We start from the raw sequence: 25,649 nt of genomic DNA on the forward strand, positions 1-25,649 counted from the left end.
AATGAATTCCGGCCATGCCCATCCGTGATGCTTCTCCGCCGCGCGACGTACAGCGCGCCGACATCGATCCGAGCGAACGTGCGGACGGTCCGTCGCTGATCGCCGTCTGGGGTGAAGACGACGGCAGCAACGCGTATCAGCTCGGCACCCGCGAGGTCGACTGGCACAGTCATCTGCGCGGCCAGGTGTTCTGCGTGGAAAGCGGCTTCGCGCACGTGCGCACGCCGCACGGTTCGTGGCTGCTGCCGCCGCATCGCGCGGGCTGGATTCCGCCGGGCGAGCAGCACAAGGTCAGCATCAGCGGTGCGCTGAGCGGCTGGAGCGTCGTGATCGCACCGGCCGCGAGCCGGCGGATGCCGGGCCAGCCCTGCGTGATTGCGATTACCGACCTGATGCGCGCGCTCGTGCGGCGCGCGGTGTCGTGGGCCGACCAGGACCGGCTCGACATCGAGCAGGCGCGCATCAGCGTCGTGCTGCTCGACGAGATGCGCCGCGCGCCGCACGAACCGCTGCACTTGCCGATGCCGCACGACCGGCGGCTGCTGCGGATCGCCAACGCGATCCTCGGGCAGCCGCATGACAGCCGCACGCTCGAAGCGTGGGCGGAATGGGCCGGCTTGTCCGCCCGCACGTTGAGCCGGCTGTTCGTCGCGGAAACCGGCACGAGCTTCGCGCAATGGCGGCAGCAGGCGCGTCTCACGCACGCGCTCGAGCGTCTCGCGAACGGCGACAGCGTCGCCAACATCGCGGACGCGCTCGGCTACGCGACGCCCAGCAATTTCATCGCGATGTTTCGCCGCGCGTTCGGCGATTCGCCCGCGCATTACTTCGCGAAGCGCAAACAGCCGTAGCGCGACGCGGCTGCGCACCGCCCCCTATCACCCCTGCCAGTACTGCGCCTGCATCGACGCCGCCATAGTCGCCGTGCGACCGGCCGGTCGGTCGCGCAATACGCCATGTGGCGGGTGTCGATGTCGAATGCCGTCGGATCGGACAACACGCCGATCGTCTCAGAGCAGCAACTCGCCGATCATCTGGCCGCCGGCTGCAAGCCGGCCACACAGTTCCGGATCGGCACCGAACACGAGAAGTTCGTCGTCGCTCGCGCGACGCACTCGGCCGCGCCCTACGACGGGCCGTCCGGTATCGCCGCGGTGCTCGAGCGGCTGCGCGGTGACGGGACGCCGATCGTCGATGCCGGGCGGATCGTCGGCGTGATCCAGCGCGATGGCGCGGCGATCTCGCTCGAACCGGCCGGCCAGCTCGAACTGTCGGGCGCGCCGCCCGATACGCTGCACGACACGCATGCCGAATTGCATGCGCACCTCGCGTAGACCGAAGCAAAGTTGTCAACGTTTGCGAAGTAAAAATGTCACTTCGCCAGCCTTCGGTGCGCGAGAGGTAAGAAACCCTTCTGAATTCATGAGGTTACGGGCCGCGAATTAAATTTGTCACCGGCTGGCGCGTTGCGAAGACCGTTGTCAACGGCCCAAAGTCGCGCGAAGGGCCTCCATGCGTTCGCCGAATCCGGAGTTTGAAGCAGCAATCGAACTATCGTGATAAGAAAAGTTATCCGGATGGATGCATTGATTTATCCAACTGCGTGTGCCGTGACAGACAAATCTGGATGCAATGTTGGTCGTATTCAGACCTTGTTGCCGGGAACGACGGTTTTGCCGATTGCCAGCGCGCAGTAACCGTAGACCAAAATAAAGTCGTCACCGTTTGCGAAGTAAAGATGTCACTTCACCGGTCGTCGCGAAGACCGTTGTCAACTGCTCGTCGCCCTGTCGCAGCTTATCTCGTTACTACGCCGTACTACGAGGTCCACAGCGCCACGTGGCTGATTCCATCGCCACGCTGCGCTGGTGTATCGCTGCATACATCGCGCGCCGGCTCCAGCGATGTCCGTCTTGTTCAGTGTCCAGTGCTGATCTATTGACACAGTAAGATTAAAAGACCACGTACGATCAAGCGAATCCGGTGCATCTAAAATCCTGCGCACCTTTTCACGCTACCAAGGCAAAGGTACGGCTTCTCCGTTCGCACGTTCTCCAAAATATAGTGATGGCAGAAAGCGCGAAAGAAACGTGAACTCCGTATAGCAATGACGCATTAGCGCGAGGCCCATGGCATCCGTCGGGCTGTTCCCCGCGGATGAGTCGTCAAGGCCCAGCACGAAACGGCTGCGCAACACGCATCCCCAATCGGTGTCGCGAGCCACATGCAGCATTTGGCCATTGAGCGGGTCGCCCGAATCACCGAGCTGCACATGCTCGCCAAAGCCAATTCTGGCTGCGACCACCGCCGACACATGCGCGTCGCTCAGTGCTCGCCTCAACATCATTGGGTCAAAGATGGTAGCGGGATCATGGAACTTCAGCTTCGCAGCCACCGGAGGAATCTCCGCGAGCGATTCGACCGCGTGAATGCTTGCGCCGTAATAGTTCTCGCCCTTGCGCCATTTGTCGTCCCACCCACGGTGTTCGACGTGATCGACCGGATGCCACCACTTGATGTGCTGTGTCGTCTCGAAGAACTTGAACCACCAATCGAACATACGCCCTTTGCAACCGTGCAGATCTGTTCGCACGGCGACCATTAACGCTCCGCTCTCCAAACGTTGAACACCTGTTTCAATCATCATCGGTGACGGGTCAAGAAGTGCCGAATGATCGAGCCAGGGGGTAGCGCTTCGTTTCGAATCCATGTGTGTACTCCATTGACGGGGTACGGTGAGTATATGGGAAACGCACGCCGTTTCCAAATATGGGGCATACTCTCATCTATCATTGTTTGAGGGGTAAAGATGACCGTCGAAGCGCGACGTGGGCGAGGTCGGCCTGCGCAACCAGACGAGGAAATTCGGCAGCTTGTGGTCCGAAGCGCGATGCAGCTACTGTTGGACGTTGGGTACGAATCGACGACGATGGAAGCGATAGCGGCGCATGCCGGCGTGGCGAAAAAGACCGCCTACCGATTCGGCGCAAATCGAGATGAGTTGATCGGAATGGCTGTGCGCGAGTGGACAGACTTGTATGCGCCAGCACTATTCGTCCAGCCCGACTCTGCTCAGGATGTATCCCGTGTGCTGCGAGATATCCTCGAGAGCATTTGTGCGCACGTGTTGTCGGACTCTGCGGTGAGGATGTTCCGCCTCCTGACCACAGAGTTTCCTGGAAAGGAATCACTGCTCGTGCAGTATCAGCGCAATGGTGTCGAGCGCGGTCGGAAGATGCTCTCGGAATGGTTTGCGACACAGCACGAAAGGCGGCTGATACATGTGCCCGACGCAGCAGTGCTGGCAAAGCTGCTGCTTTCGATGGCAGTTGCGGAGCCATTGCGCCAGATCGCACTCGGCGTTCAACCGCCGTTGCCGGCGGGCAGCATCAAGGCCCATCTCGACGGTTGCGTCGCCTTGATATTGCCGTTAATCCAGCAGCAATAGTGATTGGGCTTCGGGTCGCAGATCGTCCGCCTCCCAAAGAGGCCCCGCCCCCAAGAATCCTCAGAGGATCCAAAATTGGGACTCAATCTCTGCCTTGCACTTTTGCAATGTCGCCTTCAGGGCGGGCAGATTGCGTTCGAACCGAATCGTCGGCACAGCAATCGACACTGCGAAACGGTCGTTGACGCCGCAGTTGAGCACCGCCACAACGCCGCAGCCCCCTCTTCATGCTCTTGCCTGTCGAAGGCAATCCCCGTTCGACGCATACTCTCGATGTCTTTCAAAAGCAAAAGTGCATCGATGCTGGTGATGGTTCTTGATAACTACCAATATCAAGAACCAATAAAGGGGGTTGCCCCTATGTGTTTCGTCAAGCGTTAGGGGCTGACTTGGGTTGGTAAATGGTGCCGTCGCGCAGCATGGCGAACAGAACGTCGCAGCGTCGCCGTGCCAGTGCGATGAGGGCCTGGTTGTGGCGCTTGCCTTGCTGGATCTTGCGCGAGTAATAGGCGCGTGAGACTGGGTCTCGTAAGGCAGCAAAGGCTGAGAGGAACAAGGCGCGCTTGAGCACCTTGTTGCCCCGTCTGGATGGGTGCTCGCCACGGATCGACGAGCCTGAGCGCCGGGTTACCGGGGCAAGGCCAGCATAGGCTGCCAAGTGTGCAGCCGAAGCGAAGGCTTTGTTGGTAACTTCGGTCAGGAGTCTGGCGGCGGTCCTGACGCCGACTCCCGGCATGCTGGTCAGGACCGGCCAAAGAGGGTGAGCAAGCACCAGTCGTTCAACTTCGGCAGCGACCTCGTCGCGTTGCTGACGCAAGGCCGCAAGCTGCTGGGCCAAACGGGGCATGACGATGGTGGCGGCTTGCGTGCCGGGCACGGTCACGGCTTGTTCGCTCAGTGCCTGAACGATCTCGGCCGCTAAGCCTTTCCCCATGCGAGGAGCGAGCTTGGTCAGGCGATCGGCGAGCGTCTTCTCGCTGGTGCCGGCAAGCGCGGCGGGCGACGGATAGCGCTCAAGCAGATCGAGTACCGCTGGATGGTCAAGGCGCGGTCCGAGAACACGCTCGAGCGCCGGATGGATCTGAGTAAGCAGGCCGCGAATGCGGTTGCTGGTTTGTGTGACCTGGCGGCGAGGTCGTCATCGAAGCCGCAGAGCATGGTGAGTTCGGCGAGCTGCTCGTCGGCCAGTCGAAGCGAGCGCAGCGTATGCGGCATCGAGCGAGCGGCTTCGGCGATGATGGCGGCGTCGCGGGCATCGGTCTTGGCTTCCCCGGCGTGCAAATCAGCGATGCGGCGCATGGCCAGTCCGGGCAGATAGGCGACGAGTACGCCTTCAGCGCGGGCGACGACTATGCGGCACTTCTTCCTCGAACCTGTCCGCATTTTTGTGGGCGAGGCGGTTGAACAACAGGTTATCCACGCGCCTGCGTAAACCGTTCGCCGAACAGAATAGCAAACTGGTTCATCGCTGATTTCCAGTCGAAGGCGGCCCTCACGGTCTTGGCCAGTACGTTGCGCAGCGCCAGCCAGAGCAGCTTGATGGCCGCCTCGTCGTTCGGGAAGTGACCGCGCGTCTTGATGATCTTGCGCAATTGCATGTTCAAGCTCTCGATGGCGTTTGTCGTATAAACGACTCGCCGAATTTCCGGCGGGAACACGTAGAACGGCACGACGTGCTCCCACGCGCGTTGCCACGACTGCACGATCGTCGGGTACTTCGCGCCCCAAGGTCCGTCGGCGAAGTCTTGCAGCGCTTGCCTTGCTGCCTCTTCGCTGGCAGCCGCGTAGATCGGGCGCAGCGCCGTGGCGAGTACCTTGCGGTCCTTGTAGCTGGCGTATTCGAGGCTGTTGCGGATCAGATGCACGATGCAGGTCTGAACGGTGGTCCGCGGATAGGCCGCGCTGATGGCTTCGGTTAGCCCCTTCAGGCCATCGACCACGGCGATCAGGATGTCCTGGCAGCCGCGCGTCTTGAGTTCATTGAACACCTTGAGCCAGAACTTGGCGCCCTCGGTCTGCTCGATCCAGAGGCCCAGCACATCGCGCTGGCCATCGGCTTGGATGCCCAAGGCCAGATAGACGGCCTTGTTGCTGACCACCCCGTCGTCGCGGATCTTGACCCGCAGCGCATCGAAGAACACGACCGGATACATCGCCTCGAGTGGGCGGCTCTGCCAGCTCAGCGCTTCGGCCATCACCTCGTCGGTGACCGAGCTGATGAAGTCGGGCGACACTTCGGTGCCGTATTGCTCGGCCAGAAACCCTTGAATCTCGCGCACGCTCATGCCACGCGCGTACATCGCAATGATGCGTTCGTCGAAGCCGGTGAAGCGGCGCTCGTGCTTGGGAATCAGGATCGGCTCGAAGCTGCCGTCACGGTCACGAGGGACTTCGACACGAACCGGGCCGCGATCCGTGATGACCGTCTTGCCGCTGGCGCCGTTGCGCTCGTTGGCTTGTCCGGCCGGCTTGGACTGGCCCGACGGGTAGCCCAGATGCAGATTCATCTCGGCGCCCATCGCCCGTTCGATGATCGCCTTGTTGAACGCCAGCATCAGATCCTGAACCTCGGTCGGCGTCATCGGCCCCTTGACCAACTGGTCCAGCAGTTCCTTGGGCAACTCAGGCAGCGGCCCGCGGGCCGCTGCCTGACGCGCTACGGTTTGCCTCTTCTTCTTCATCGGCATATCCATGACTTTTATACCTCATGATATGCCCCGCCCACGAAATGACGGATAGGTCCTCTTCCTCGGAACACGCCTGCTTCAGCTAATGCTCCCCGAGATTGAAGAACGCAACAGGCACACTTGCCGCATCAACTGGCGTCCTCCATTGCTAACATAATGCCGGCAGCTCAACCCTAAACCGGAATCAGACCATGTCCTACATTCTGTATTACACACCGGGTGCGGCAAGTATGGCGGTGCACTGGATGCTACTTGAACTGGGCGTACCCTTTGAAACAAGGCTCGTTGACATTGACGCGGGTGCGCAGCGCAACCCTGAGTATTTACGCTTGAATTCCTCCGGTCGCGTGCCAACTCTCGTAATCGATGGCATTCCACGAGGAGAATCGACCGCATTGCTGATGCTCCTTGCTGAACGACATCCTGAGTCCGGGCTTGCACCACAACCGAACTCACCTGAGCGTTCCGAGTGGTTCGAGACGATGATCTATCTCGCGAACACGTTGTTACCGGCGATGCGAAGCTGGTTTTATGCGGAGGTCGACGGTGAACCAGGAAACGCCGCAGCAGTGAAGGAGTTTGCGCGTGGGCAAATCGAAGGGGCCATGGAGCATCTAAACAGTTTGCTCGAGGATGGTCGCCAGTATCTGATCGATACTCACTTGAGTACCGCCGACTTCCTGGCGCTCATGCTTATGCGGTGGACGCGCAATATGCCGCGCCCGGCGACATCGTGGCCGAACCTCATGGGCTACATACAGCGACTTCGTGGAAGGCAGATGTTCCTTGAGCTAAATGCGCGGGAAGGATTGACAGAATGGTTGAACCCGACGCCGTGAGAGGGTGAAAGCCTGGCAGATTCGAGTACTTTACGCCGTCACCTCCGCTGGATAGGCGCCGTAGAATGACCGCTTACTTCGAACGTACCACGCCCGCGAGCACGGGCCGGCCGTCTTACCACCCGGCCCTTCTGCTCAAACTCTACATTTACGGCTATCTCAGTCGCGTGCAGTCAAGCCGGCGTCTCGAGCGAGAGTGTCGTCGCAATGTCGAACTGATGTGGCTGACTGGCGCGCCTCGCGCGGGACTTCAAGACGATTGCCGAGTTCAGACGCAGCAATGGCGCTGGCATTCGCAATGTATGCCGACGCTCTCTTCTGGCGGACCGATCCCGGACAGGCACGCACCGCGAGCATTGCCATGTTTCGCTCCGCGTCTGAACTCACGGCCATCGTCATATTCCTCGCCACCTATCTGGTCGTTGCCATCGGCAGGATCCCCGGCCTGCATCTTGACCGTGCAGGTGCGGCCCTGCTCGGCGCGAGCCTGATAGTTGCCTGCGGCATCCTGACGCTGCCGGAAGCGTACCAGTCAATAGACTTCGACACGATCACTCTGCTGCTCGGGATGATGATTGTGGTGGCGAACCTGCGGCTGTCGGGTTTCTTCCGGCTGCTTAACGGCTGGGACGTGACATGCGCGCACCATCCGATCATCCTCTTGACAGCGGTGCCGTTCGTCTCGGGTCTGTTTTCTGCGTTTCTCGTCAACGACACAGTCTGCCTGGTGCTCACGCCGCTGGTGCTCCAGCTCGTCAGGCAACTGCGACGCAACCCGGTACCTTACCTGCTTGCGGTTGCAATGGCGTCGAACGTCGGCAGTACCGCGACCATCACCGGAAATCCGCAAAACATGATTATCGGCAGCCTGTCACATGTGCCCGTCCGGGACGTTCGCCGCGACGCTGGCGCCGATCGCGGTCATCGGCCTGCTGCTCACCGTAGCGCTGATCATGCTCTCGTTTCGTGGCGAGTTTTTCACCCGTGACAGGCTCCACGCCGAGCCTGAGCCCTCCCGTGAGAATCGCCCACTGGTGATCAAATCGGTGAGTACGACGCTCGCGATGTTGGTCGGATTCTTCGCCGGCCTGCCGGCACCCAAGGTGGCGATCGTCGCAGGTGCGCTGCTGCTGATCACGAGACGGGTGAAGGCCGCGAAAGTCTACCGCGAGATCGACGGGCCATTGCTGATTATGTTCGCCGGGCTCTTTATCGTGGTCGCCGGACTCGAGAAAGCCGTGCTGTTGCCGCAACTCATTGCTGCGGTTAGTCGCAACCATCTCGACAGCCTGCCGGTCCTCAGTGGCGTCACCGCCGTGCTTTCCAATATCGTCAGCAACGTGCCGGCGGTCCTCATCCTCAAGCCGTTCATTGAGCATCTGCCGAACCCTCAGCACGCCTGGCTTACCGTGGCGATGACCTCCACGCTCGCCGGCAACTTCACCATCCTGGGCTCGGTCGCTAACCTAATCGTCGTGCAGGGCGCACGCGCACAGAACGTCGAGGCTCGCGCACCACAGGCCAGCGGCATGACTGTTGCACCTTGCGGATTCAACCCGTCGATGCAACGAATTGATGAAATCGCTCAGCCCGTGTATCGAAGTCTAGTGTCTTTCGTGGATGTTCATTGAGCCGCCTGGCTATGGCGTTGAGCTTGGCCCGAGAATCGGTCGAGAGATCGATCCCCTTGGGGAAATACTGTCTCAGGAGCCCATTTGTATTCTCGTTCGAGCCACGTTGCCAAGGGCTCTGCGGATCGCAAAAATAGACCTTGATGTCGGTGGCCACGGTGAAGCGCGTGTGATCGGCCATTTCTTTGCCTCGATCCCAGGTCAGTGATTTGTATAGTTCCTGTGGAAGCTTGCCGGCATGTCGGATCAGAGCATTGATGACCGCTTCCGTATCATTACTGGCAACCTTCACCAGCATCACGAAGCGGCTCTGACGCTCGACGAGCGTGGCAATCTGGCTGTTCGCGCTGCCGAACAGCAGATCGCCTTCCCAGTGGCCCGGTATCGCACGATCATCAACGGTCGCGGGGCGTTCACCAATCGGGACGGTGTCGCAGATTCTGCCGTGGTCGTCGGTCTTCATCGTGTGATGACGCGAACGACGCATGGCTCGCGAGCGCCGTAAATGCTCGAGCAATTCCTTTTTGAGTGCACCGCGAGCTTGTATATAGAGGCCGCGGTATATGGTTTCGTGTGACACCTGATAGTCCCTGTTGACCGCGTACACGTGCTTAAGCCAACCGGATATCTGCTCGGGCGACCACTGCAGCCGGAGCTTGCTTGCCACGACTTGGGCGAGTTCGCGGTTTCTGACGAGCTTGCAGACTTGGGGGCGACGAGCGCGCTCCCAAGCAAGTTCGTCAGCATTGTTCGCCCGGTAGTCCTGTACACCTCCGTTTCGCTTGAGCTCGCGGCTAATGGTGGACGGAGCGCGTCCGAGCCGATTCGCAATCGCGCGAATCGAATCACCAGCAACCACTGAGCGCGAGATCTCCTCCCGCTCGGCAAAGGTCAGCGCCAATCTTGGCCGGCGCCGTTTCTTCGGCTGTATACCGCCCGTTTCGGCCAGAATCCGTTGTACCGAGGAATGGTTCCGATCAAACAACTGGGCGATCTGCTGCAGCGACTCACCCTTGCGCCAGCGCTCCCGCATTAACGCTTTCTGACCGTCTGTATAGTAGATCCGCCGCCTCTGTTTCATTGCAACACTCCTCGCTGCTATGCAGCCTCAGTGTGTTGCATCGACGGGTTGAATCCGCAGCCGAGAACAGTCGGAAGCAGTCGGCCCCGGATGTCCCGCAACGCTGCTTTTCCAGCATAGGTGAACTGAGCGCGAGGCAGAGAGCGTCCCGTCTGAGCTCAGCGTTTCGACCGCCCGTGCGATGCGTCGGGAATCGGTCTAGAAATCAGGACTTTACCGCCGGAACGCTTGGTCCACTACGCGAGTTGACAAATTTAATGCTGACGTAGGCGAGTTGACGACATTATTTTGATGGGACCGTCAATAAAGTCGTCAACTCGCGGGCTGGAAGCCTTGATCCACGAGGATTCTGGAGTGACAGAATTAATTTGCTCTACGCTATCAGAGCGCCACGCGTCAAACCCGGCCCCTCCCCGCATTTGTTCCCGCGACGCAAGACTGTTGCTCCACGGTGGGTGTTCGAAATCGTGATCAGCGCGCCTACAGTTCGCTCATCGGATTCATCGATCCGGTCGGCACTGAAGCCGAACACCATTCACCTGTCGAGGCATGTCATGAGCACATCCAAAGTCATCATCGTCACCGGCGCATCGCAAGGCATCGGCGCGGAAACGGTCAACGCGTTTCGCGCACGCGGCCATCGCGTCGTCGCGACTTCCCGTTCGATCGGGCCGTCGAACGATCGCGATCTCGTCACCATCGCGGGCGACATCGGCGATCCGGCCGTCGCGCGACGCGTGGTCGATGCCGCGATCGAACGCTTCGGCCGCGTCGACACGCTCGTCAACAACGCCGGCGTGTTCATCGCGAAGCCGTTCACGCAGTACACCGCGGACGACTACGCGCAGATCACGAGCGTCAACCTGAACGGCTTCTTTTACGTCACGCAGCGCGCGATCGCCGCGATGCAGCAGCACGGCAGCGGGCACGTGGTCAGCATCACGACGAGCCTCGTCGATCACGCGAACAGCAACGTGCCGTCGGTGCTCGCGTCGTTGACGAAAGGCGGATTGAATGCGGCGACGAAATCGCTCGCGATCGAGTACGCGAAGGCCGGCATCCGCGTCAATGCGGTGTCGCCGGGCATCATCAAGTCGCCGATGCATGCGCCCGAAACGCATGCGACGCTCGCGTCGCTGCACCCGGTCGGCCGCATGGGCGAGATGAGCGACGTCGTCGACGCGATCCTGTATCTCGACTCGGCGCCGTTCGTCACCGGCGAGATCCTGCACGTCGACGGCGGCCAGAGCGCCGGGCACTGAGCATCGGCATCGAAAGAACGAGCCGGCGTGCCTATCGCGATGCGGCGGCTCGTTTGGTGCGCGCGCCGCGCGCCTGCCCGGCGGGCCCGCGCTCCAGATGCTCGACGAGAAAGTCGACGAACACGCGCACGCGCGACGACAGAAAGCGCGCATGCGGGTACAGCAGCATGAACGGCCGCGACCGGCCGCCGAGGCCGGGCAGCACCTCCACGAGCGTGCCGGCGCGCAGATCCTGTTCGACGATGAAGCGGTAGGTCTGGAACAGGCCGGCACCGCTGCGCGCGAGCGTCACGCCGGCGAGGACGTCGCCCGACGTACTGTAGCTGCCGGTCGTCGCGATATCGATCTCGTCCGACCCGTCGTCGAACAGCCAGGGAATCGGCCGCCCGCTGCTCGGCAGCTCGAACTGGATGCATTCGTGCGCATGCAGATCGTCGATGACGGTTGGCGTGCCCGTGCGCTTCAGGTAGCCGGGCGTCGCGACGATCACGAGTTCGGCGTCCTCCAGCTTGCGCGCGACCAGGTTCGAATCGGCCGGCGCGCGGCCGCGGATCGCGAGATCGAAGCCTTCTTCGGCGAAGTCGATGTTGCGGTTGCTCAGGTGGGTTTCGACGCGCACGTCCGGATAGCGCTCGCGAAATGCGGGCAGCAGCGGCAGCACGCGATAGTGCCCGTACGGCGTCGGCATGCTGATCCGGAGCACCCCGGCGGGTGTCGCCTGCTGCCCGGTCGCTTCGCGTTCTGCGTCGACGAGCTGCGACAGCGCATCGCGGCATTGCTCGAAATAGCGCCGGCCGGAATCGGTCAGGCGGATCTGCCGTGTCGTGCGCACGAACAGCCGCACGCCCAGACGCTCCTCCAGCCGCGCCACCGACCGGCTGACGGCGGCCGGCGTGACGCTCGCCGCGGTTGCCGCCAGCGTGAAGCTGCCGAGTTCGGCGGCGAGACAGAACAGCTCGATGCTGCCCAGCAGCAAGTCGTCGAATTTGCGTTGCATGGTGCGGTTCCTGCCGTCTCCGGTGTGGGGCGCGCAATGAAGCAACGAGTGTGCATGAATATCGCGCGGGAAACCAGCGAGCGCGCGTGGCGTGATTCGTTACATCGTGTCCCGAATCAATTGCGCCGCTGACATTTACCGGCTTCGGCCGCATGACTAGAGTGACCGACAGGCAATACCGATCGACCATCCATTTTCCCGCAAGGAGAACAACATGACCATCGAACAGAAGCTGGCCGAACTCGGCCTCGCGTTACCCGAACCGCCGAACCCGCTCGGCAGCTATACGGCCGTCAGCGAAGCCGGCAACCTGCTGTTCGTATCGGGACAACTGCCGCTCGTCGACGGCAGGATCGCCTATACCGGCCGCGTTGGCGAGCAGTTGAGCGTCGACGAAGGCCGCGATGCCGCGCGGCTTGCGGCGCTGAACGTGCTCGCGCAGATCCGCAGGCATCTGGGCGGGTTCGACCGCCTGCGCAAGATCGTACGCGTCGAGGGGCATGTGAGCTCGGCCGACGGATTTTACGGACAGCCCGCCGTGATCGACGGCGCGTCCGACCTGTTCGCCGCCGCGCTGGGCGGCAAGGCGGGACACGCGCGCTCGGCATTCTCCCAGCGCCAGTTGCCGGCCGACGCGGCCGTCATCCTCGTCGTGATCGCCGAGATCGACCCGGCCTGACGTATCGGCCGCCCCGTGGGGAGGCAATCCACTCCGCGGGCGTTTCCGCCCGCCCTGCCCGGCGGTCGTCGCCTGCCCCGTTAACGCGCATATCGGGGCTCGATCGGCCGAAAGCCTTGTCCGGCAAAGCCCGACACGTTCCGGATACATTGAAATACAAAATATCGTATGCGATTTAATCGAATACGCTTGACATGGGTGTTTGCCTCGACGAAACTCCATCGCATGCGATCGAATCGCATCTGAAAAAAACCTGCCAACTGACGGAGCAAATGATGAGCAAGATCGAAAAAGTGCTGTACACGGGCAAGACGCATACGACTTCGGGCGGCCGCGACGGCACGGCTCGCAGTTCCGACGGCCGCCTCGACATCCAGTTGTCGTCGCCGGGCAGCGCCGGCAGCGGCACCAACCCGGAACAACTGTTCGCGGCCGGCTGGTCGGCCTGCTTCATCGGTGCGATGCAGCTTGCGGCGCGCGCCGCGAAGGTGACGCTGCCGGCGGATCTCGCCGTCGACGCCGAAGTGGATCTCGGCACGGCCGGCAACGCGTACTTCCTGCAGGCCCGGCTGAACGTGAGCGTGCCGGGGCTCGATCGCGACGTCGCACAGCGCATCGTCGATGCTGCACACCAGACCTGCCCGTATTCGAAGGCGACGCGCGGCAACATCGACGTCGACATCCGTATCGCCTGAACATTGCATCGGGCGGCCGAGCGCCGCCCTGCCGAATTCCCGACTTCTTTTCCATTGAGGTGAATGATGAATAACCGATTGATCGCCGCCCTTCTCGTCGCTGTTTCTGCCGCTGTTGCCGCACCGGCGTTTGCCAGCGAAAGCACCGTGACGCGCGCGCAGGTGCGTGCGGAACTGGCCGCGTTGCAGCAGGCCGGCTACTTGCCGAACCGCCCCAACGACCCGAACTACCCGGACAATCTCCAGGCGGCGCTGAGCCGGATTCGCGACAACTGGGTAGCCGCGGCCGATACGATGGCGTCCGGTTATGGCAACGATGCCGACGGCGCGACGCAGTCCGGCAGCCGCAGCGCGGTTCGCACGGCCGAGCGCTCGATCTATTTCGGTCATTGAGCATTGCACGACGGAATCGGCCGTCCACGTCCGTCACATAAAGCGCATGCGATGTAATCGCGTGCGCTTTTTTATTTGGGGCGACTGGATTTGCATCGCCGCTTTCCGGGCATGGATAGCCGAAGACGAAGAAGGTCAGTAATGCGCGCCGCGGAAATGACGCGATCCATGTCGCTGCAGTGCTACCCGCTCGCCCGATCCGGTCTATTCTGTGCGGCACGCAATCTTCAATCGAGGAGCAGCCGATGCCGGAAGCCACAAGCGGAAACACGACAGGCGATGCACACCCGCTCGACCATGTCGTCTGGAACGCGCTCACGGGCAAACAGCGCCGCTTTGCGCTCGGCAGCGACCGCGCGCTGCGGTTTCCCGCGGCCATTGCACCGTTCGCCGCGATCGCCGACGCGAGCCCGGCATCGTTCGACGCGTTGCGCGAACTGATCGCTACGCACGGGCCGGCGGCGCTGGTCACACCGCACGAAATCAGGCCGCCGGCGGGATTGTCGGTGATCCGGCGCGCGACGTTGCTTCAAATGATTTGGCAACGGACACCTGACCCGGCGCATGCATCGGAGCATGTCGCGCTCGCCGAAGCCGACGTGCCGGACATGCTCGCACTGACCACGGCCGCGCAGCCCGGCCCGTTCGGCCCGCGCACGATCGAGCTTGGCGACTATATCGGCGTTCGCAGCGAAGGCCGGCTGGCGGCGATGGCCGGCGAGCGGATGCAGGTCGACGGGTATACCGAGATCAGTGCCGTCTGCGTGGATGCCGCGTTTCGGCGGCAAGGGCTTGCGGCGCGGCTGATCCGGTCGTTGATTGCGGCGATCGGTGCGCGCGCGGAAACACCGTTCCTGCACGTCCTCACGTCGAACCAGGTCGCGATCGAGCGCTATCTCGCGCTTGGTTTTGTCGTCCGTCGCGAGATGAACCTGCTGGTGCTGGGCGACGAACACGCGTGACGACGCGGCCGACGCAATACGCGCGTCGGCCGCTTGTCGCCAGTGTGTTTAGTCTTCGGTCGACCGGATCAGGTTGCCGCGCAGCGTGACGATCGCCTTCTGCACCTTCGCGAATTCGTCCGGCTTCAACCCGGTGGCTTCGACCAGGTTCATGTCGAGCCCCTTCTCGCGCACGCGCCGGCCGCTCTTCGTCAGGCTGACGAGCACCTGCCGTTCGTCCGACGGATCGCGGTGCCGCTCCAGGTAACCCATCGCCTCGAGCTTCTTCAGGATCGGCGTCAGCGTATTGGATTCGAGGAACAGCTTCTCGCCGAGCTGGCCGACCGTCTGGTTGTCCTGCTCCCACAGCGCAATGATCGTGATGTATTGCGTATAGGTGAGGCCGAGCTCTTCGAGGATCGGCTTGTACGCCTTGCCGAACGCGAGGTTCGCCGAGTAGATCGCAAAGCACAGGAACTCGGACAGTTTCGGCGCGGCGGGCGATGGTGCTTCGGTCGTTTTCATGAACTTCCTCCAGCGACGCGAACGGCCGCAGATACACGCATTATATGTCGCGTGCGATCTTATCGGAAGCATGACAAATCGGTATCGATGAAGCTCCGGGATGGTGCAACGCGGCCGGATCGCCGCCGTCAGTGCTGCCTGCGTCGCTTGCCGGTCTGCAGGCGGCTTTCCGACAGCAGCGAGCATTGCACCGGATGCGCGATCTCGGTCGCGAGCCCGCCCGCGGCAAACAGCAGGATCATCAGCCAGCGTTTCATGCGTCCTCCACGATCGACAGGCTTGCGCCGTTTGCGACCGTTGCGTCGAGCGCATACGGATCGACGCCGTCGAGACAGCCGAGATTGACGCGCCAGCATGCGGGGTCCATGCGTGTCTGATGGAACGGATAGACGCCGCAGCGGCTGCAGAAATAGTGGCGGGCCGTGCGCGTGTTGAAGCGGTAGCACGTCAGTGCGCCCTCGCCTTCGACAATCTTCAGGCCTTCAGCGGCGAACATCGGGCTCATCAACGCGCCGCGGCGGCGGCACAGGCTGCAGTTGCAGCGAACCGCCGGCGCAATGGCCGCTTTCACTTCGAATTTGACGGCCCCGCAATGGCAGGACCCTTTGAACCAGGTTGCAGACATGATGTGCCCTCGAAGAAGTCATGCCTGCTTTATAGCGGACGCCCGAACCTGCTTTGTATCGCACTGTATCCACGGTTCGCGCAGATACAGAGCATTGCAAATCGGCGGCGGGCGGCGCACGTTCGGCGCGGCGATCCGCGGCATGATCGCCGGCACGTGCGTGCGGCTTGCGGCCCGAGCGCGATCAGTCCAGCGCGTGCTGCAGGCGCTCGATCGCGTCCCGCGTTTCGCGTTCTAGCGTCGCGAAGAGCTCGGCGGCCGGCAGCGGGCGAACGAGCGGCGCCGCCTGCCCGGCCCACTGCGCGCCGTAGCCGAATTCGCCCTGCGCCTTCGCGGCCGCATGCAGCGCCTTGCCCGCGTCGTATGCGATCGGATACGCGGGCGTGGCCGGCGCGTGCGGGTCGTCGCCGAGCGCAGTCAGCCGGTTCGCGATGCCGCGCGCGATTCGGCCCGAGATCGCGGAGGTAAATGTCGTGCGGCGCGCCGCGTCGCCGAGGATCGCGTGGCGATAACCGTCGTCGATCGACGTCTCCGGGCATGCGACGAACGCGGTGCCGAGCTGCGCGGCCTGCGCGCCGAGCGCAAGCGCGGCGGCGATGCCTGCGCCGTCCATGATGCCGCCGGCGGCGATCACGGGCAGCGCGCATTCGCGCACGATCAGGCGCGTCAGCGCGAACGTGCCGAGGCGGTCGTCGTGGGCGGTCGAATCGAACACGCCGCGGTGCCCGCCGGCTTCGATGCCCTGCGCGACGATCGCATCGATGCCGGCGGCGGCGATCTGCCGCGCTTCGTCGAGATTCGTCGCGGTCGCGAACAGCGTGATGCCTGCTCGCTTCAGCGCGGCGATCACGTCTGCGGACGGCAGCCCGAAATGGAAGCTGACGACGGCCGGCTTTTCTTCGGCGAGCATCGCCTGCATTGCGTCGTCCGCGACGAAGCTCGTATAGATCTCCGACAGCGACGCGGGCGGCGTTGCACCGTATGCGCGGAACGCCGGCGCGAGCCAGTCGAGCCACGCGCGTTCGACGGCCGCGTCGGCGCGGGCCGGGCGATGGCAGAACACGTTGATGTTGAACGGCCGGCCGGTGAGCACGCGCGTGTCGCGGATCATCTTGCGCGCGCCGTCGGCGTTCGTCGCGCCGACGCCGAGCGAGCCGAGTCCGCCCGCGTTCGACACGGCGGCTGCCAGCGCCGGCGTGCTGACGCCGGCCATCGGCGCCTGGACGATCGGTGCGCGAATGCCGAGCGCGCGCAACAGCGTCCGGTTATCGGTCGGGTGATTCATGTCGGTTACCTCCTGGTGACGGTCGAATCGCGAACATGCGGCATTGGCAGAGCACGATAACCCCGTGCTCGTGTTTCGTGGGGCGGCGTTCTTGCCGGCGTCCGCGCAATGCGCGTCATGGTTTTCCCGGCCCGCCCGGTTGCAAGGGAACGAACCGGATCCGGTGCGCAACTGCGCGCCGCGCAGGCCGCACCGGCCTGCGGCGCGAATGTCGCCCGCCGCGCGTTCGTACCCTTTCTGAGCAGGAAAGGACGCTTGAAACATCCGCAATTATCGCGTGCCGCGGATTCGCCCACCATGTGTCGGCGATCGGTGCAGCCCGCGCAGCCGGCCCTTTCATGGGCGTTGCGGTGCGTGCCGCCATATCGTGCGGCCGGACGATGCCGGCCGCGAACGGCCGGGCCGCGCGCCACGGCATATCGATAATCAGGAGACACGATGAACAGCCAATCCCTCGATCTGGGCGGCAACGCGGGTGGCCCCGCGTCCGCACGACCGCCGGCCGCATCCGCCGGCGTCGGCGTCGGCGCCGATGCGGCGGCCCTCCCCGCGCGCCGCGTCACGCTCGGCGATTTCATGGACGACCTGCCGGTCGGTGCATTGCACCGGTTCGTCGTATGGGTGATCGGCATCGGGCTGTTCTTCGACATGTACGAGATCTTCCTCGTCAGCACGATCGGCTCCGCGCTGCAGAACGAATACGGGTTGAGCCGGCAGAGCACCGATTTCAAGCTGCTGCTGGCATCGGCATTCATCGGGATGTTCGTCGGCGCGATGTGCCTCGGCAGCCTCGCCGACCGCATCGGCCGGCGCAAGGCGTTCCTGCTGACGCTCGTGTGGTACAGCGCGTTCTCGCTGGTCGGCGCGTTCTCGGTGAATGCCGACATGCTCGTCGCGTGCCGCTTCCTGACCGGCATCGGCGTCGGCGCGATCTATCCGGTCGCCGACAGCTTCCTGTCCGAAATCCTGCCGAAGGAAAAGCGCGGGCGGCTCGCCGCGTGGGCCTATACGACTTCCTATGTCGCGGTGCCACTCGTCGGCTTCCTCGCGCTGTGGCTGAACCCGATGCATGTGGCCGGCGTGGCCGGCTGGCGCATCATTCTCGCGATCGGCAGCCTCGGCGCCGTGTACGTGCTGCTCGTCCAGCATCGCCTGCCGGAGAGTCCGCGCTGGCTGCTCGCGCAAGGCCGCACCGGCGACGCGCACGCGGCGCTGCGGCGCTTCGCGGAAGGCACCGGCGTGCACGTGCCCGAGCACTTCGCGGAATCGACCGAGCCGCAACGGCCGCTCGGGCTCGGCGAGCGCATCGCGCTGCTGCGCCGTGCTCCCTACGGCGCCCGCTACCTGATGCTCGCGATCTTTCACCTGTTCCAGGGCTTCGGCTACTACGGCTTCGGCACGCTGGCCGGCACGGTCGTGAAGAGCCGCGGCTTCGACGTGACGGACAGCACACTTTTCATCGCGCTGTCGTTCGTCGGTTATCCGATTGGCTCGCTGCTGTCGATTCCGCTGCTCAACTGGATTGAACGCCGCACGCTCGTGATCGCGTCGATCCTGTCGATCGCCGTATTCGGGCTGTGCTTCGCGTACTCGGGCAATACCGCGCTGATCGTCGGCTTCGGATTGCTGACGACCTGCGCGTCGAACGTGTTCAGCAACGCATATCACGTGTACCAGGCCGAGATTTTCCCGGCGCGCGTGCGCTCGACGGCGATCGGCAGTACATACTCGCTGTCGCGCATCGTCAGCGGCGGGCTGCCGTTCGTGCTGCTGCCGGTGCTCGGCAGCTACGGCGCGGGCGCGATGTTCGGCGTGATCTCGGCCGCGCTCGGCATCGTCGCCGTCGCGCTGCGCGTGCTCGGGCCGCTGACCACGCGGCGCAGCCAGGACGAAATCAATCCGGTGTAATGCGGTGTGAGGCGGCCGCGACCGGCACGGGGCGCACGCACGCGTGCCCGGTGCGTCGCCGTTTCTGCGCAGTCAGCGCGCCGACATGAAATCGAACAGCTTCGCGATGTCGGTAGTCAGCACGGTGCCGGCCTTGACGCCGACCCACAGCGTGCGCGTCGCCCACGCGTCGTCGAGCTTCACGACACCTAGCCGCGCCGCGCGCTCGCCGGTCACCGCATCGCGCGGCAGCACGCCGATGCCGAGCCCGGCCTCGATCATCCGGCTCACGCCGTCGAAATTCGATACCTGGATCCGCACTTTCAGCGAGCGCTCGGCCGCGAACGCGGCGTCGGTCATGCGTGCGAGCAGCGAACTGCCGTCGCTCAGGCCGACGTAATCCTCGTCGAGCGTATCCGCGAAGCGGATGCTGTCGCGTGCGGCGAAGCGATGCGCGCGCGGCACGAGCAGCACGAGCTCGTCGCGCCGGTACAGCCGCCGTTCGATGCCCGGTGCCGGCACATTGTCGGCGAACACGCCGAGATCGGCCTTGCCGGACCCGAGCGCATCGACGATCTCGTGGCTCAACCGCTCCTCGAGACTCACCTTGATGCCCGGGTTGTCGGTGAGGAACGCTGCGAGATCGGCGGGCAGGAACTGGACGATCGCGGAGGTATTGGTCCACACGTGGATATGGCCGCGCACGCCGGCGACGTAATCGCTCATCTCGTGCGCCATCCGGTTGACCTGCTCGATCACCTTCGCCGCATGGTCGAGCAGCGCGCGGCCCGCGGGTGTCAGCTCGACGCCGCGGGCATGCCGAATGAACAGTGCGCTGCCGGTCACGCTTTCGAGTTCGGCGATGCGCTTGCTGACCGCGGACAGCGTGAGCTGGCCGTGTTCGGCCGCCTTCGTCAGGCTGCCGTGTTCGGCGACGAGCGCGAACACGCGCAGCGACTGCAGATCGAAATGAAGCGGGTTCACCATGTCGTGGTCCTGGGAAGGCCGTACGGCGCGCGCCATCGTCGCGGCGGCCTGACGCCGATCATACGCCCGGCCATGCATGCGCGATACGGCGCGGCTAGCGCGGCGCGATCGCCTGCAACGCGGCGAGCATCGCACCGTCCGGCTTCGCGAGATCGTCGAGCACCGCGAAGTGCTGCATGCCGAGCAGCCGCACGTGTGCGATCCGTTCGCCGGCCGCTTCGCAGGCCGACGCATATTCATGCGCTTGCCGGATGAGTTCGGGCAGTTCGGCGTCGCCGACCGCGACGACCGTTGGCGCGCCGGGCCCGATGTGACGCAGCGGGCTGTACGCGTCGACCTCTTGCGCGGTGAGCTGCAGCTTGTCGTTCAGGCAGCACAGCGAGATCGGTTCGAGATCGACGAGCGGGCTGATCGCGAGCGCTGAAACGACGGCCGGATGCGCGCGATGCATGGCCGTCAGGTGACCGCCCGCCGAATGGCCGCTCAGGTGGATCGGCCGCTGCGCGGTGCCGAGGCCGTCGGGATCGCCGGCGAGATGGTCGAGCAGCGCGCCGATCTCGCCGACGATGTCGGTCATCGTCGCGACCGGCGCGAGCGTGTATTCGGCGAGCACGACGTCGAAGCCGCGCGTGAGCGGGCCGCTCGCCGCGTACGCGAAATCCTCTTTCGTGCAGTGTTGCCAGTAGCCGCCATGAATGAACACGAACAGCGGCGCGTCGGGCTGCCCGCACGGCAGCCAGTCGAAGCGCTGCGCGGGGAGCGCGCCGTAACGCAGGTCGCGGCGGCCGGGTGTCGCATCGTACAGCGCCGCGCTACGCGCCTGGCACGACGCGAGCAATGCCGGGAAATCGGGAACGGCCTTCGTGTTCAGGTAGGCGGCGTCGAGCGCCGCACGGTCCATGCCGCGATAGAGGATTGTCATTCGGGGAGTGTCCGGGGCGGGTTGCGGAGGTGCGGGGCAGGTTCGTCATGCCTGCTGCGAAGGCGTCGGCCGAACCGACGCGCTAGCACCATTATCCGCAGCGCGGCCGGGCCCGGCTATCCGGATTCGGCGGGTGCGGCGCGGGCCTGTCCGCTTTCGGCGAAAGACTGCGACGCCGCGCGCGCATCGTGCCGGTGCCCGCGCAACCGGGCGGATCGATGCGCCGAAGCGGCGCGGCCGGCCGCGCGACAGGCCGGCCGCCGCCGGTCAGATCAGCTCGGAGATCTCGATCAGGTTCAGGTCGGGGTCGCGCACGTAGACCGAACGGATCTTCTGCGTTGCACCCGTGCGTTCGACGGGCCCTTCGACGATCGGCCATTCGACGCGCTTCAGGTGCGCGATCACGTCGTCGAGCGGCACCGCCGCGATGAAGCACAGGTCGAGCGCGCCGGGCACCGGCACATGCGCTTTCGGTTCGAACTCCGCGCCGCGCACGTGCAGGTTGATCTTCTGGTTGCCGAAGCGGAACGCAAGCCGGCCGGCGCCGAAGGTTTCGAGCTGCATTTGCAGCACCTCGGTGTAGAAATGCTTCGTCCGGTCAGGATCGACGCAGGTCAGCACGAGATGGTCGAGGTGATCGATCAGCGCCATGGAATTCGCTCCTTGTTCCTGTTCATGAGAATGCGCGTTGCGCGGGCATGTGGCCGGCGTCGGTACGCGGTGGCGGATGAAGATCCGAGCGGCGCCCGGCCTTCAGGATCTGGCTCGGCACGTCATGCCCGATCAACGCGGGCAGCCGTGCCGACGCGGCCAGCACGCACGCGAGGTCGATGCCCGTATCGTAGCCGTCGAGTTCGAGCATGTGCACGAGTTCCTCGGTGCACGCGTTGCCGGTCGCGCCCGGCGCATACGGGCAGCCGCCGAGCCCGCCGAGCGACGCGTCGAAGCGGTCGATGCCCGCGTCGAGCGCCGCGAGCGTATTCGCGAGCGCCATTCCGCGCGTGTTGTGAAAATGCAGCGTGAGCTGCAGCGCGCCGAAGCGCTCGCGTGCGCGCACGGACAGATCGCGCACTTGCGACGGAAACGCCATGCCGGTCGTGTCGCACAGCGTGAAGCCGTGCACGCCGAGATCCGCGAAGCGCTGCATCCACGCGAGCACGGCCTCGGCCGGTACATCGCCTTCCATCGGGCAGCCCATCGCGGTCGACAGCGACACGTTGATCGCGACACCCGAGCCGTGCACCGCGTCGATCACGTCGCGCAGCTGGGCGAACGACTGCTCGCGCGTCATCCGCAGGTTCGCGCGGTTGTGGCTCTCGCTCATCGACATCACGAGGTTCACTTCGTCGACGCCGCACGACAGTGCGCGCTCGGCGCCGCGCACGTTCGGCACGAGCACCGTATAGACGACGCCCGGCGAGCGCGCGATGCCGTGCATCACGGCCTCCGCGTCGCGCAATGCGGGGATCGCCTTCGGCGACGTGAACGACGTGACTTCGATCTTCGCGTAGCCGCATGCGCTCAATGCATCGACGAGCGCGATCTTGTCGTCGGTATCGACGAACGCCGCTTCGTTCTGGAAACCGTCGCGCGTCGCGACTTCGTGGATGTAGAGCCGTTTGCGTGGCTTGCTCATGATGTCTGTTCCTGTCTCCTGTTGCCGGTTCAGATCACGCCGCGCGTGCGCCAGTCGCCGCGCGTCGCGGCATCGATGCCGATCGATTCGAGTACCGCATCGGTATCCGCGCCGAGCGCGGGCGCCGCGCGTTCGATGCGCCCGGGCGTCGCGCCGAGTTTCGGCACGATGCCCGGCACCTGCACGGGCGTGCCGTCGGGCAGCGCGGCGTCGACGATCATGTCGCGCGCGCAGTAATGCGGATCGGCCGCGATGTCGGCCACGTCGTAGATGCGCCCGGACGGGATGCGCGCGTCGTTCAGCGCGGCCAGCACGTCGTCGAGGTCGTGGCGCGCGCTCCACGCGCCGATCGCCGCGTCGATGCGCTCGACCTGCGCGACGCGGCCGTCGTTGTGCGCGAGCGCGGGATCGTTGCCGAGATCGGGCCGGCCGATCAGCTCCATCAGGCGCCGGAAGATGCTGTCGCCGTTGCCGGCGATCAGCGCGTACCTGCCGTCGCGGCAGCGGTATGCGTTGGTCGGCGCGATGCCGGGCAGGCTGCTGCCGGCCGCCTCGCGCACCGCGCCGAACGCCGAGTATTCTGGCAGCAGGCTTTCCATCATGTTGAACACCGATTCGTACAGCGCGACGTCGACGACCTGCCCGTTGCCGCCCTGCTGCTCGCGATGCCGCAGCGCGAGCAGCACGCCGATCACGCCATGCAGCGCCGACAGCGAATCGCCGAGCGAGATGCCGACGCGCACCGGCGTGCGGCCGGGTTCGCCGGTCAGGTGCCGCAGGCCGCCCATCGCTTCGGCGATCACGCCGAAGCCGGGACGGTCGCGGTACGGGCCCGTTTGCCCGAAGCCCGACACGCGCAGCATCACGAGCCCCGGATTGATCGCGGACAGCACGTCCCAGCCGAGCCCCCAGCCTTCGAGCGTGCCGGGCCGAAAATTCTCGATCAGCACGTCGGTCTCGGCGACGAGCCGGCGCACGACGTCCTGCCCTTCGGGCGTGCGCAGGTCGAGCGTGAGCGAGGTCTTGTTGCGCGACTGCGCGGCCCACCAGACCGACGTGCCGTCGTGCAGCAGCCGCCATTTGCGCAGCGGGTCGCCGAGGCCGGGCGGCTCGATCTTGATCACGTCCGCGCCGAATTCGGCGAGCATCCGGCCCGCGAACGGCCCGGCGATCAGTTGGCCGAGTTCCAGCACGCGGATGCCGTCCAGGGGGCGTGTCATGACTGTCTCCGATGAAATCGTGTTGTCGATGACGGCGATCATGACGGCGTTCGTGCACCGCGAAAATCGATCGATGCTCAACCAGCCTTTCCGAAACGGAAAGGCGCGCGTCGGTGCGATCGCGGCGTTCGTTCCCGCACGGCGTGCGTCAGCCTTTCCATCCGGGAAAGCGCGCTCGCGCAACGGTCAAACGACGCCGTGCGCGCCGCCGGCAGAATCGAAGCCGTTCCGCGCCCGCCGGGCGCCTGCCACCGTCAGCGAGACCCGCCATGTTTTCCGTTTCCTCTCCCGCGAAGATCGTGTTTCTCGATCGCGCGACGCTGTCGCCGCAAACCGTGCTGAAGCCATTCCCGTTTCCGCACGAATTGCATGCGTTCGAACGGACGAGCGCGCACGAAGTCGCGCCGCGCATTGCCGACGCCGATATCGTCGTAACCAACAAGGTGCGGCTCGACGCGGCGACACTCGCCGGTGCGCGGCGCGTGCGAATGATCGCGATCGCCGCGACCGGTACCGACATCGTCGATCTCGACGCATGCGCGTCACGCGGGATCGTCGTGAGCAACATACGCGGGTATGCGGTCCGCACGGTGCCCGAGCATACGTTCGCGCTGATCTTCGCGCTGCGCCGCAGCCTCGTGGCTTACCGCGACGCGGTGCGCGCGGGGCGCTGGCTCGACAGCGGGCAGTTCTGCTTCTTCGATCATCCGATCCGCGACCTGGCCGGCTCGACGCTCGGGATCGTCGGCGACGGCGTGCTCGGGCGCGCGGTGGCCGGCATCGCGCGTGCGCTCGACATGCGCGTGCTGTTCGCTGCGCACGGCGATGCCGCAGGCGACGACTACGCGCCGCTCGACACGCTGCTGCGCGACAGCGACGTGATCACGCTGCACTGCCCGCTCACGCCGGCAACGCGGCATCTGATCGATGCGGCCGCGTTCGCGCGGATGGCGCGCCGGCCGCTGCTGATCAATACCGCACGCGGCGGGCTCGTGGACGAACGCGCGCTGGTCGACGCATTGCAGTCGGGGCAGATCGCGGGCGCCGGGTTCGACGTGGTTACGCAGGAGCCGCTGCCGGCCGTGCATCCGTTCCACGCGATCCTGTCGCATCCGGCGTTCATCCTGACGCCGCACGTCGCGTGGGCGAGCGACGACGCGATGCAGGCGCTCGCCGATCAGCTCGTCGACAACGTCGCCGCGTTTGTGGGCGGCGAGCCGCGGCATGTCATGTGATTCGTGTGATGCTTGCCGGTGCGGGCGAGCGTAGCAACCGCGCAAACAGCACGGCCCCGCTCGATTGCTCGAAGCGGGGCCGACTGAATCCGGGGGCTGCTTGCGCCAGCGACTCGGCACGTGACGGGTTCGTGCATCCGCCCTGTCTTGCGGCCGGTTTCTGAACGCCTGATGGACACTACCTCAGGGAATTCGAACCGCCAACGCTGTAGGGCCGGTCTGAAACCGAACGGGACGAATCATGAAAGACGTCCGTTTCGGCTGCAGCGCACCGCTCGGCACGCCGCGCCCGACGCGGATTTCAGTAAGCGGACATCTCGACGCAAGGATCGACCTTGGACGGCGAGCAGATGACCGAGTACTTGGCGCTCTCGCGCATCAGCGCTTCGCCTTCGTGCAGCGCGATCTTGATCTCGGGGTGACGCTCGTACGCGAGGAATGCCGAGCACACGACCGCGGACATCACGACGAGGGAAAACACAAATTTTTCAAGGGTTTGGAAACGTTCTGGCATGGTTCGACCTTTCTCTCAGCCAGCGATTATACCCCGAGATAAGGGTTTTCCCTATATCGCCGGACCCATGCCGCGGATCACCGTGATCGTCCCCTTTTTCGTCGCCGTTTCGCCTGCCAGTTCGCGCCCGGGCACCGGGCGGGATGCGCGCGCGTCGCGG

The 25,649-nt window shown here is 64.5% G+C and carries 27 protein-coding genes and 2 pseudogenes; 14 read left to right on the forward strand and 15 right to left on the reverse strand.

Annotated elements, in window-relative coordinates; genetic code table 11:
• Positions 1 to 14: 14 nt before the first annotated feature.
• Positions 15 to 851, forward strand: a complete 837-nt coding sequence (locus tag DM992_RS12495) for a helix-turn-helix transcriptional regulator (RefSeq protein WP_111017037.1) — start codon at positions 15 to 17, stop codon at positions 849 to 851.
• A gap of 120 nt (positions 852 to 971) precedes the next feature.
• A complete protein-coding gene (locus DM992_RS12500; RefSeq protein WP_162631643.1) occupies positions 972 to 1,334 on the forward strand; it encodes a hypothetical protein in 363 nt (120 codons plus the stop codon).
• 680 nt (positions 1,335 to 2,014) lie between these two features.
• Here DM992_RS12500 and DM992_RS12505 read toward each other — a convergent pair.
• Positions 2,015 to 2,710 carry a hydrolase gene (locus DM992_RS12505; RefSeq protein ID WP_111017039.1) on the reverse strand — a complete coding sequence of 232 codons (696 nt, stop codon included), beginning with the start codon at positions 2,708 to 2,710 and terminating at the stop codon, positions 2,015 to 2,017.
• Positions 2,711 to 2,890: 180 nt separating this feature from the next.
• On the opposite strand from DM992_RS12505, the gene DM992_RS12510 reads away from it, so the two are divergent.
• Positions 2,891 to 3,448: a TetR/AcrR family transcriptional regulator gene (locus tag DM992_RS12510; RefSeq protein ID WP_204356119.1), complete on the forward strand. Its 558-nt coding sequence runs from the start codon at positions 2,891 to 2,893 to the stop codon at positions 3,446 to 3,448.
• Between the two features lie 370 nt (positions 3,449 to 3,818).
• Here DM992_RS12510 and DM992_RS12520 read toward each other — a convergent pair.
• Both DM992_RS12520 and DM992_RS12525 read right to left on the reverse strand, forming a co-directional pair.
• Positions 3,819 to 4,795: pseudogene (locus tag DM992_RS12520) on the reverse strand (IS110 family transposase); the annotation flags it as partial.
• Between the two features lie 65 nt (positions 4,796 to 4,860).
• Positions 4,861 to 6,129, reverse strand: a complete 1,269-nt coding sequence (locus DM992_RS12525; RefSeq protein ID WP_081938342.1) for an IS256-like element ISBcen18 family transposase — start codon at positions 6,127 to 6,129, stop codon at positions 4,861 to 4,863.
• 197 nt (positions 6,130 to 6,326) lie between these two features.
• Here DM992_RS12525 and DM992_RS12530 point away from each other — a divergent pair, with 197 nt between their 5' ends.
• The 4 genes and pseudogenes from DM992_RS12530 to DM992_RS43390 all read left to right on the forward strand — a co-directional run bounded on the left by DM992_RS12530 (position 6,327) and on the right by DM992_RS43390 (position 8,605).
• Positions 6,327 to 6,974, forward strand: a complete 648-nt coding sequence (locus DM992_RS12530) for a glutathione S-transferase family protein (protein ID WP_111017042.1) — start codon at positions 6,327 to 6,329, stop codon at positions 6,972 to 6,974.
• A 92-nt stretch (positions 6,975 to 7,066) separates the two neighbouring features.
• Positions 7,067 to 7,286, forward strand: a pseudogene (locus DM992_RS12535) (transposase); the annotation flags it as partial.
• A 49-nt stretch (positions 7,287 to 7,335) separates the two neighbouring features.
• Complete coding sequence (locus tag DM992_RS43385; protein WP_204356080.1) at positions 7,336 to 7,962, forward strand: SLC13 family permease; 627 nt, start codon at positions 7,336 to 7,338, stop codon at positions 7,960 to 7,962.
• The gene (locus tag DM992_RS43390; RefSeq protein WP_204356081.1) at positions 7,850 to 8,605 is read left to right on the forward strand and encodes an SLC13 family permease; all 756 of its coding nucleotides are present in this window, start codon (positions 7,850 to 7,852) and stop codon (positions 8,603 to 8,605) included. The genes DM992_RS43385 and DM992_RS43390 overlap by 113 nt, the downstream gene beginning before the upstream one ends.
• Here DM992_RS43390 and DM992_RS12545 read toward each other — a convergent pair.
• A complete protein-coding gene (locus tag DM992_RS12545; RefSeq protein ID WP_111017043.1) occupies positions 8,526 to 9,686 on the reverse strand; it encodes an IS30 family transposase in 1,161 nt (386 codons plus the stop codon). The two genes, DM992_RS43390 and DM992_RS12545, sit on opposite strands and share 80 nt — an antisense overlap.
• A gap of 554 nt (positions 9,687 to 10,240) precedes the next feature.
• Here DM992_RS12545 and DM992_RS12550 point away from each other — a divergent pair.
• Positions 10,241 to 10,948 (forward strand): SDR family NAD(P)-dependent oxidoreductase, encoded by a 708-nt coding sequence (locus DM992_RS12550; RefSeq protein ID WP_111017044.1) that lies wholly within the window; start codon positions 10,241 to 10,243, stop codon positions 10,946 to 10,948.
• A 31-nt stretch (positions 10,949 to 10,979) separates the two neighbouring features.
• Here the strand turns inward: DM992_RS12550 and DM992_RS12555 are convergent, their stop codons facing one another.
• The gene (locus DM992_RS12555) at positions 10,980 to 11,945 is read right to left on the reverse strand and encodes a LysR family transcriptional regulator (protein ID WP_111017045.1); all 966 of its coding nucleotides are present in this window, start codon (positions 11,943 to 11,945) and stop codon (positions 10,980 to 10,982) included.
• A 214-nt stretch (positions 11,946 to 12,159) separates the two neighbouring features.
• Between DM992_RS12555 and DM992_RS12560 the strand changes: the two genes are divergently transcribed.
• The 4 genes from DM992_RS12560 to DM992_RS12575 all read left to right on the forward strand — a co-directional run bounded on the left by DM992_RS12560 (position 12,160) and on the right by DM992_RS12575 (position 14,674).
• On the forward strand, positions 12,160 to 12,624 hold the full coding sequence (locus DM992_RS12560) for a RidA family protein (RefSeq protein ID WP_111017046.1): 465 nt from the start codon (positions 12,160 to 12,162) through the stop codon (positions 12,622 to 12,624).
• 275 nt (positions 12,625 to 12,899) lie between these two features.
• Complete coding sequence (locus DM992_RS12565; protein ID WP_111017902.1) at positions 12,900 to 13,319, forward strand: organic hydroperoxide resistance protein; 420 nt, start codon at positions 12,900 to 12,902, stop codon at positions 13,317 to 13,319.
• Between the two features lie 63 nt (positions 13,320 to 13,382).
• On the forward strand, positions 13,383 to 13,712 hold the full coding sequence (locus tag DM992_RS12570; protein WP_111017047.1) for a DUF4148 domain-containing protein: 330 nt from the start codon (positions 13,383 to 13,385) through the stop codon (positions 13,710 to 13,712).
• Positions 13,713 to 13,957: 245 nt separating this feature from the next.
• A complete protein-coding gene (locus DM992_RS12575) occupies positions 13,958 to 14,674 on the forward strand; it encodes a GNAT family N-acetyltransferase (RefSeq protein WP_111017048.1) in 717 nt (238 codons plus the stop codon).
• Between the two features lie 48 nt (positions 14,675 to 14,722).
• Here DM992_RS12575 and DM992_RS12580 read toward each other — a convergent pair whose 3' ends face one another.
• The 4 genes from DM992_RS12580 to DM992_RS12590 form a co-directional block, all read right to left on the reverse strand.
• Positions 14,723 to 15,178 (reverse strand): MarR family transcriptional regulator, encoded by a 456-nt coding sequence (locus DM992_RS12580; protein ID WP_111017049.1) that lies wholly within the window; start codon positions 15,176 to 15,178, stop codon positions 14,723 to 14,725.
• Positions 15,179 to 15,306: 128 nt separating this feature from the next.
• Positions 15,307 to 15,435 carry a hypothetical protein gene (locus DM992_RS43395; RefSeq protein ID WP_275427569.1) on the reverse strand — a complete coding sequence of 43 codons (129 nt, stop codon included), beginning with the start codon at positions 15,433 to 15,435 and terminating at the stop codon, positions 15,307 to 15,309.
• The gene (locus tag DM992_RS12585) at positions 15,432 to 15,803 is read right to left on the reverse strand and encodes a GFA family protein (protein ID WP_111017050.1); all 372 of its coding nucleotides are present in this window, start codon (positions 15,801 to 15,803) and stop codon (positions 15,432 to 15,434) included. Before DM992_RS12585 ends, DM992_RS43395 begins: the two co-directional genes overlap by 4 nt.
• Before the next feature lie 184 nt (positions 15,804 to 15,987).
• Positions 15,988 to 17,088, reverse strand: a complete 1,101-nt coding sequence (locus tag DM992_RS12590) for a nitronate monooxygenase (RefSeq protein WP_111017051.1) — start codon at positions 17,086 to 17,088, stop codon at positions 15,988 to 15,990.
• Between the two features lie 438 nt (positions 17,089 to 17,526).
• On the opposite strand from DM992_RS12590, the gene DM992_RS12595 reads away from it, so the two are divergent.
• The gene (locus tag DM992_RS12595; protein WP_111017052.1) at positions 17,527 to 18,996 is read left to right on the forward strand and encodes an MFS transporter; all 1,470 of its coding nucleotides are present in this window, start codon (positions 17,527 to 17,529) and stop codon (positions 18,994 to 18,996) included.
• 72 nt (positions 18,997 to 19,068) lie between these two features.
• On the opposite strand, the gene DM992_RS12600 is transcribed toward DM992_RS12595, so the two are convergent.
• The 5 genes from DM992_RS12600 to DM992_RS12620 all read right to left on the reverse strand — a co-directional run bounded on the left by DM992_RS12600 (position 19,069) and on the right by DM992_RS12620 (position 23,740).
• Positions 19,069 to 19,962, reverse strand: coding sequence for a LysR family transcriptional regulator (locus DM992_RS12600; RefSeq protein WP_111017053.1), 894 nt, complete (start codon positions 19,960 to 19,962; stop codon positions 19,069 to 19,071).
• Between the two features lie 94 nt (positions 19,963 to 20,056).
• Positions 20,057 to 20,884 (reverse strand): alpha/beta hydrolase, encoded by an 828-nt coding sequence (locus DM992_RS12605; RefSeq protein WP_111017054.1) that lies wholly within the window; start codon positions 20,882 to 20,884, stop codon positions 20,057 to 20,059.
• Between the two features lie 267 nt (positions 20,885 to 21,151).
• Positions 21,152 to 21,535 carry a VOC family protein gene (locus tag DM992_RS12610; protein ID WP_111017055.1) on the reverse strand — a complete coding sequence of 128 codons (384 nt, stop codon included), beginning with the start codon at positions 21,533 to 21,535 and terminating at the stop codon, positions 21,152 to 21,154.
• Positions 21,536 to 21,557: 22 nt separating this feature from the next.
• Entirely contained in the window at positions 21,558 to 22,520 is a 963-nt protein-coding gene (locus tag DM992_RS12615) for a hydroxymethylglutaryl-CoA lyase (RefSeq protein WP_111017056.1), read from the reverse strand.
• Between the two features lie 29 nt (positions 22,521 to 22,549).
• Positions 22,550 to 23,740, reverse strand: coding sequence for a CaiB/BaiF CoA-transferase family protein (locus DM992_RS12620; protein WP_111017903.1), 1,191 nt, complete (start codon positions 23,738 to 23,740; stop codon positions 22,550 to 22,552).
• A gap of 269 nt (positions 23,741 to 24,009) precedes the next feature.
• Here DM992_RS12620 and DM992_RS12625 point away from each other — a divergent pair, with 269 nt between their 5' ends.
• A complete protein-coding gene (locus DM992_RS12625; RefSeq protein ID WP_111017057.1) occupies positions 24,010 to 24,975 on the forward strand; it encodes a D-2-hydroxyacid dehydrogenase in 966 nt (321 codons plus the stop codon).
• Between the two features lie 301 nt (positions 24,976 to 25,276).
• Here DM992_RS12625 and DM992_RS12630 read toward each other — a convergent pair whose 3' ends face one another.
• A complete protein-coding gene (locus DM992_RS12630; protein ID WP_006497261.1) occupies positions 25,277 to 25,489 on the reverse strand; it encodes a hypothetical protein in 213 nt (70 codons plus the stop codon).
• Positions 25,490 to 25,649: the final 160 nt, after the last annotated feature.

The organism is Burkholderia sp. JP2-270, assembly GCF_003233675.1.
Taxonomy (GTDB): Bacteria; Pseudomonadota; Gammaproteobacteria; order Burkholderiales; family Burkholderiaceae; genus Burkholderia; species Burkholderia pyrrocinia_C.

Excerpts from the sequence above, each read along its gene's own strand:
- DM992_RS12495 (WP_111017037.1), top strand. The coding sequence starts at position 15 with ATGCCCATCCGTGATGCTTCTCCGCCGCGCGACGTACAGCGCGCCGAC.
- DM992_RS12500 (WP_162631643.1), top strand. The coding sequence starts at position 972 with ATGTCGAATGCCGTCGGATCGGACAACACGCCGATCGTCTCAGAGCAG.
- DM992_RS12505 (WP_111017039.1), bottom strand. The coding sequence starts at position 2,710 with ATGGATTCGAAACGAAGCGCTACCCCCTGGCTCGATCATTCGGCACTT.
- DM992_RS12510 (WP_204356119.1), top strand. The coding sequence starts at position 2,891 with ATGCAGCTACTGTTGGACGTTGGGTACGAATCGACGACGATGGAAGCG.
- DM992_RS12525 (WP_081938342.1), bottom strand. The coding sequence starts at position 6,129 with ATGAAGAAGAAGAGGCAAACCGTAGCGCGTCAGGCAGCGGCCCGCGGG.
- DM992_RS12530 (WP_111017042.1), top strand. The coding sequence starts at position 6,327 with ATGTCCTACATTCTGTATTACACACCGGGTGCGGCAAGTATGGCGGTG.
- DM992_RS43385 (WP_204356080.1), top strand. The coding sequence starts at position 7,336 with ATGTTTCGCTCCGCGTCTGAACTCACGGCCATCGTCATATTCCTCGCC.
- DM992_RS43390 (WP_204356081.1), top strand. The coding sequence starts at position 7,850 with ATGTGCCCGTCCGGGACGTTCGCCGCGACGCTGGCGCCGATCGCGGTC.
- DM992_RS12545 (WP_111017043.1), bottom strand. The coding sequence starts at position 9,686 with ATGAAACAGAGGCGGCGGATCTACTATACAGACGGTCAGAAAGCGTTA.
- DM992_RS12550 (WP_111017044.1), top strand. The coding sequence starts at position 10,241 with ATGAGCACATCCAAAGTCATCATCGTCACCGGCGCATCGCAAGGCATC.
- DM992_RS12555 (WP_111017045.1), bottom strand. The coding sequence starts at position 11,945 with ATGCAACGCAAATTCGACGACTTGCTGCTGGGCAGCATCGAGCTGTTC.
- DM992_RS12560 (WP_111017046.1), top strand. The coding sequence starts at position 12,160 with ATGACCATCGAACAGAAGCTGGCCGAACTCGGCCTCGCGTTACCCGAA.
- DM992_RS12565 (WP_111017902.1), top strand. The coding sequence starts at position 12,900 with ATGAGCAAGATCGAAAAAGTGCTGTACACGGGCAAGACGCATACGACT.
- DM992_RS12570 (WP_111017047.1), top strand. The coding sequence starts at position 13,383 with ATGATGAATAACCGATTGATCGCCGCCCTTCTCGTCGCTGTTTCTGCC.
- DM992_RS12575 (WP_111017048.1), top strand. The coding sequence starts at position 13,958 with ATGCCGGAAGCCACAAGCGGAAACACGACAGGCGATGCACACCCGCTC.
- DM992_RS12580 (WP_111017049.1), bottom strand. The coding sequence starts at position 15,178 with ATGAAAACGACCGAAGCACCATCGCCCGCCGCGCCGAAACTGTCCGAG.
- DM992_RS43395 (WP_275427569.1), bottom strand. The coding sequence starts at position 15,435 with ATGAAACGCTGGCTGATGATCCTGCTGTTTGCCGCGGGCGGGCTCGCG.
- DM992_RS12585 (WP_111017050.1), bottom strand. The coding sequence starts at position 15,803 with ATGTCTGCAACCTGGTTCAAAGGGTCCTGCCATTGCGGGGCCGTCAAA.
- DM992_RS12590 (WP_111017051.1), bottom strand. The coding sequence starts at position 17,088 with ATGAATCACCCGACCGATAACCGGACGCTGTTGCGCGCGCTCGGCATT.
- DM992_RS12595 (WP_111017052.1), top strand. The coding sequence starts at position 17,527 with ATGAACAGCCAATCCCTCGATCTGGGCGGCAACGCGGGTGGCCCCGCG.
- DM992_RS12600 (WP_111017053.1), bottom strand. The coding sequence starts at position 19,962 with ATGGTGAACCCGCTTCATTTCGATCTGCAGTCGCTGCGCGTGTTCGCG.
- DM992_RS12605 (WP_111017054.1), bottom strand. The coding sequence starts at position 20,884 with ATGACAATCCTCTATCGCGGCATGGACCGTGCGGCGCTCGACGCCGCC.
- DM992_RS12610 (WP_111017055.1), bottom strand. The coding sequence starts at position 21,535 with ATGGCGCTGATCGATCACCTCGACCATCTCGTGCTGACCTGCGTCGAT.
- DM992_RS12615 (WP_111017056.1), bottom strand. The coding sequence starts at position 22,520 with ATGAGCAAGCCACGCAAACGGCTCTACATCCACGAAGTCGCGACGCGC.
- DM992_RS12620 (WP_111017903.1), bottom strand. The coding sequence starts at position 23,740 with ATGACACGCCCCCTGGACGGCATCCGCGTGCTGGAACTCGGCCAACTG.
- DM992_RS12625 (WP_111017057.1), top strand. The coding sequence starts at position 24,010 with ATGTTTTCCGTTTCCTCTCCCGCGAAGATCGTGTTTCTCGATCGCGCG.
- DM992_RS12630 (WP_006497261.1), bottom strand. The coding sequence starts at position 25,489 with ATGCCAGAACGTTTCCAAACCCTTGAAAAATTTGTGTTTTCCCTCGTC.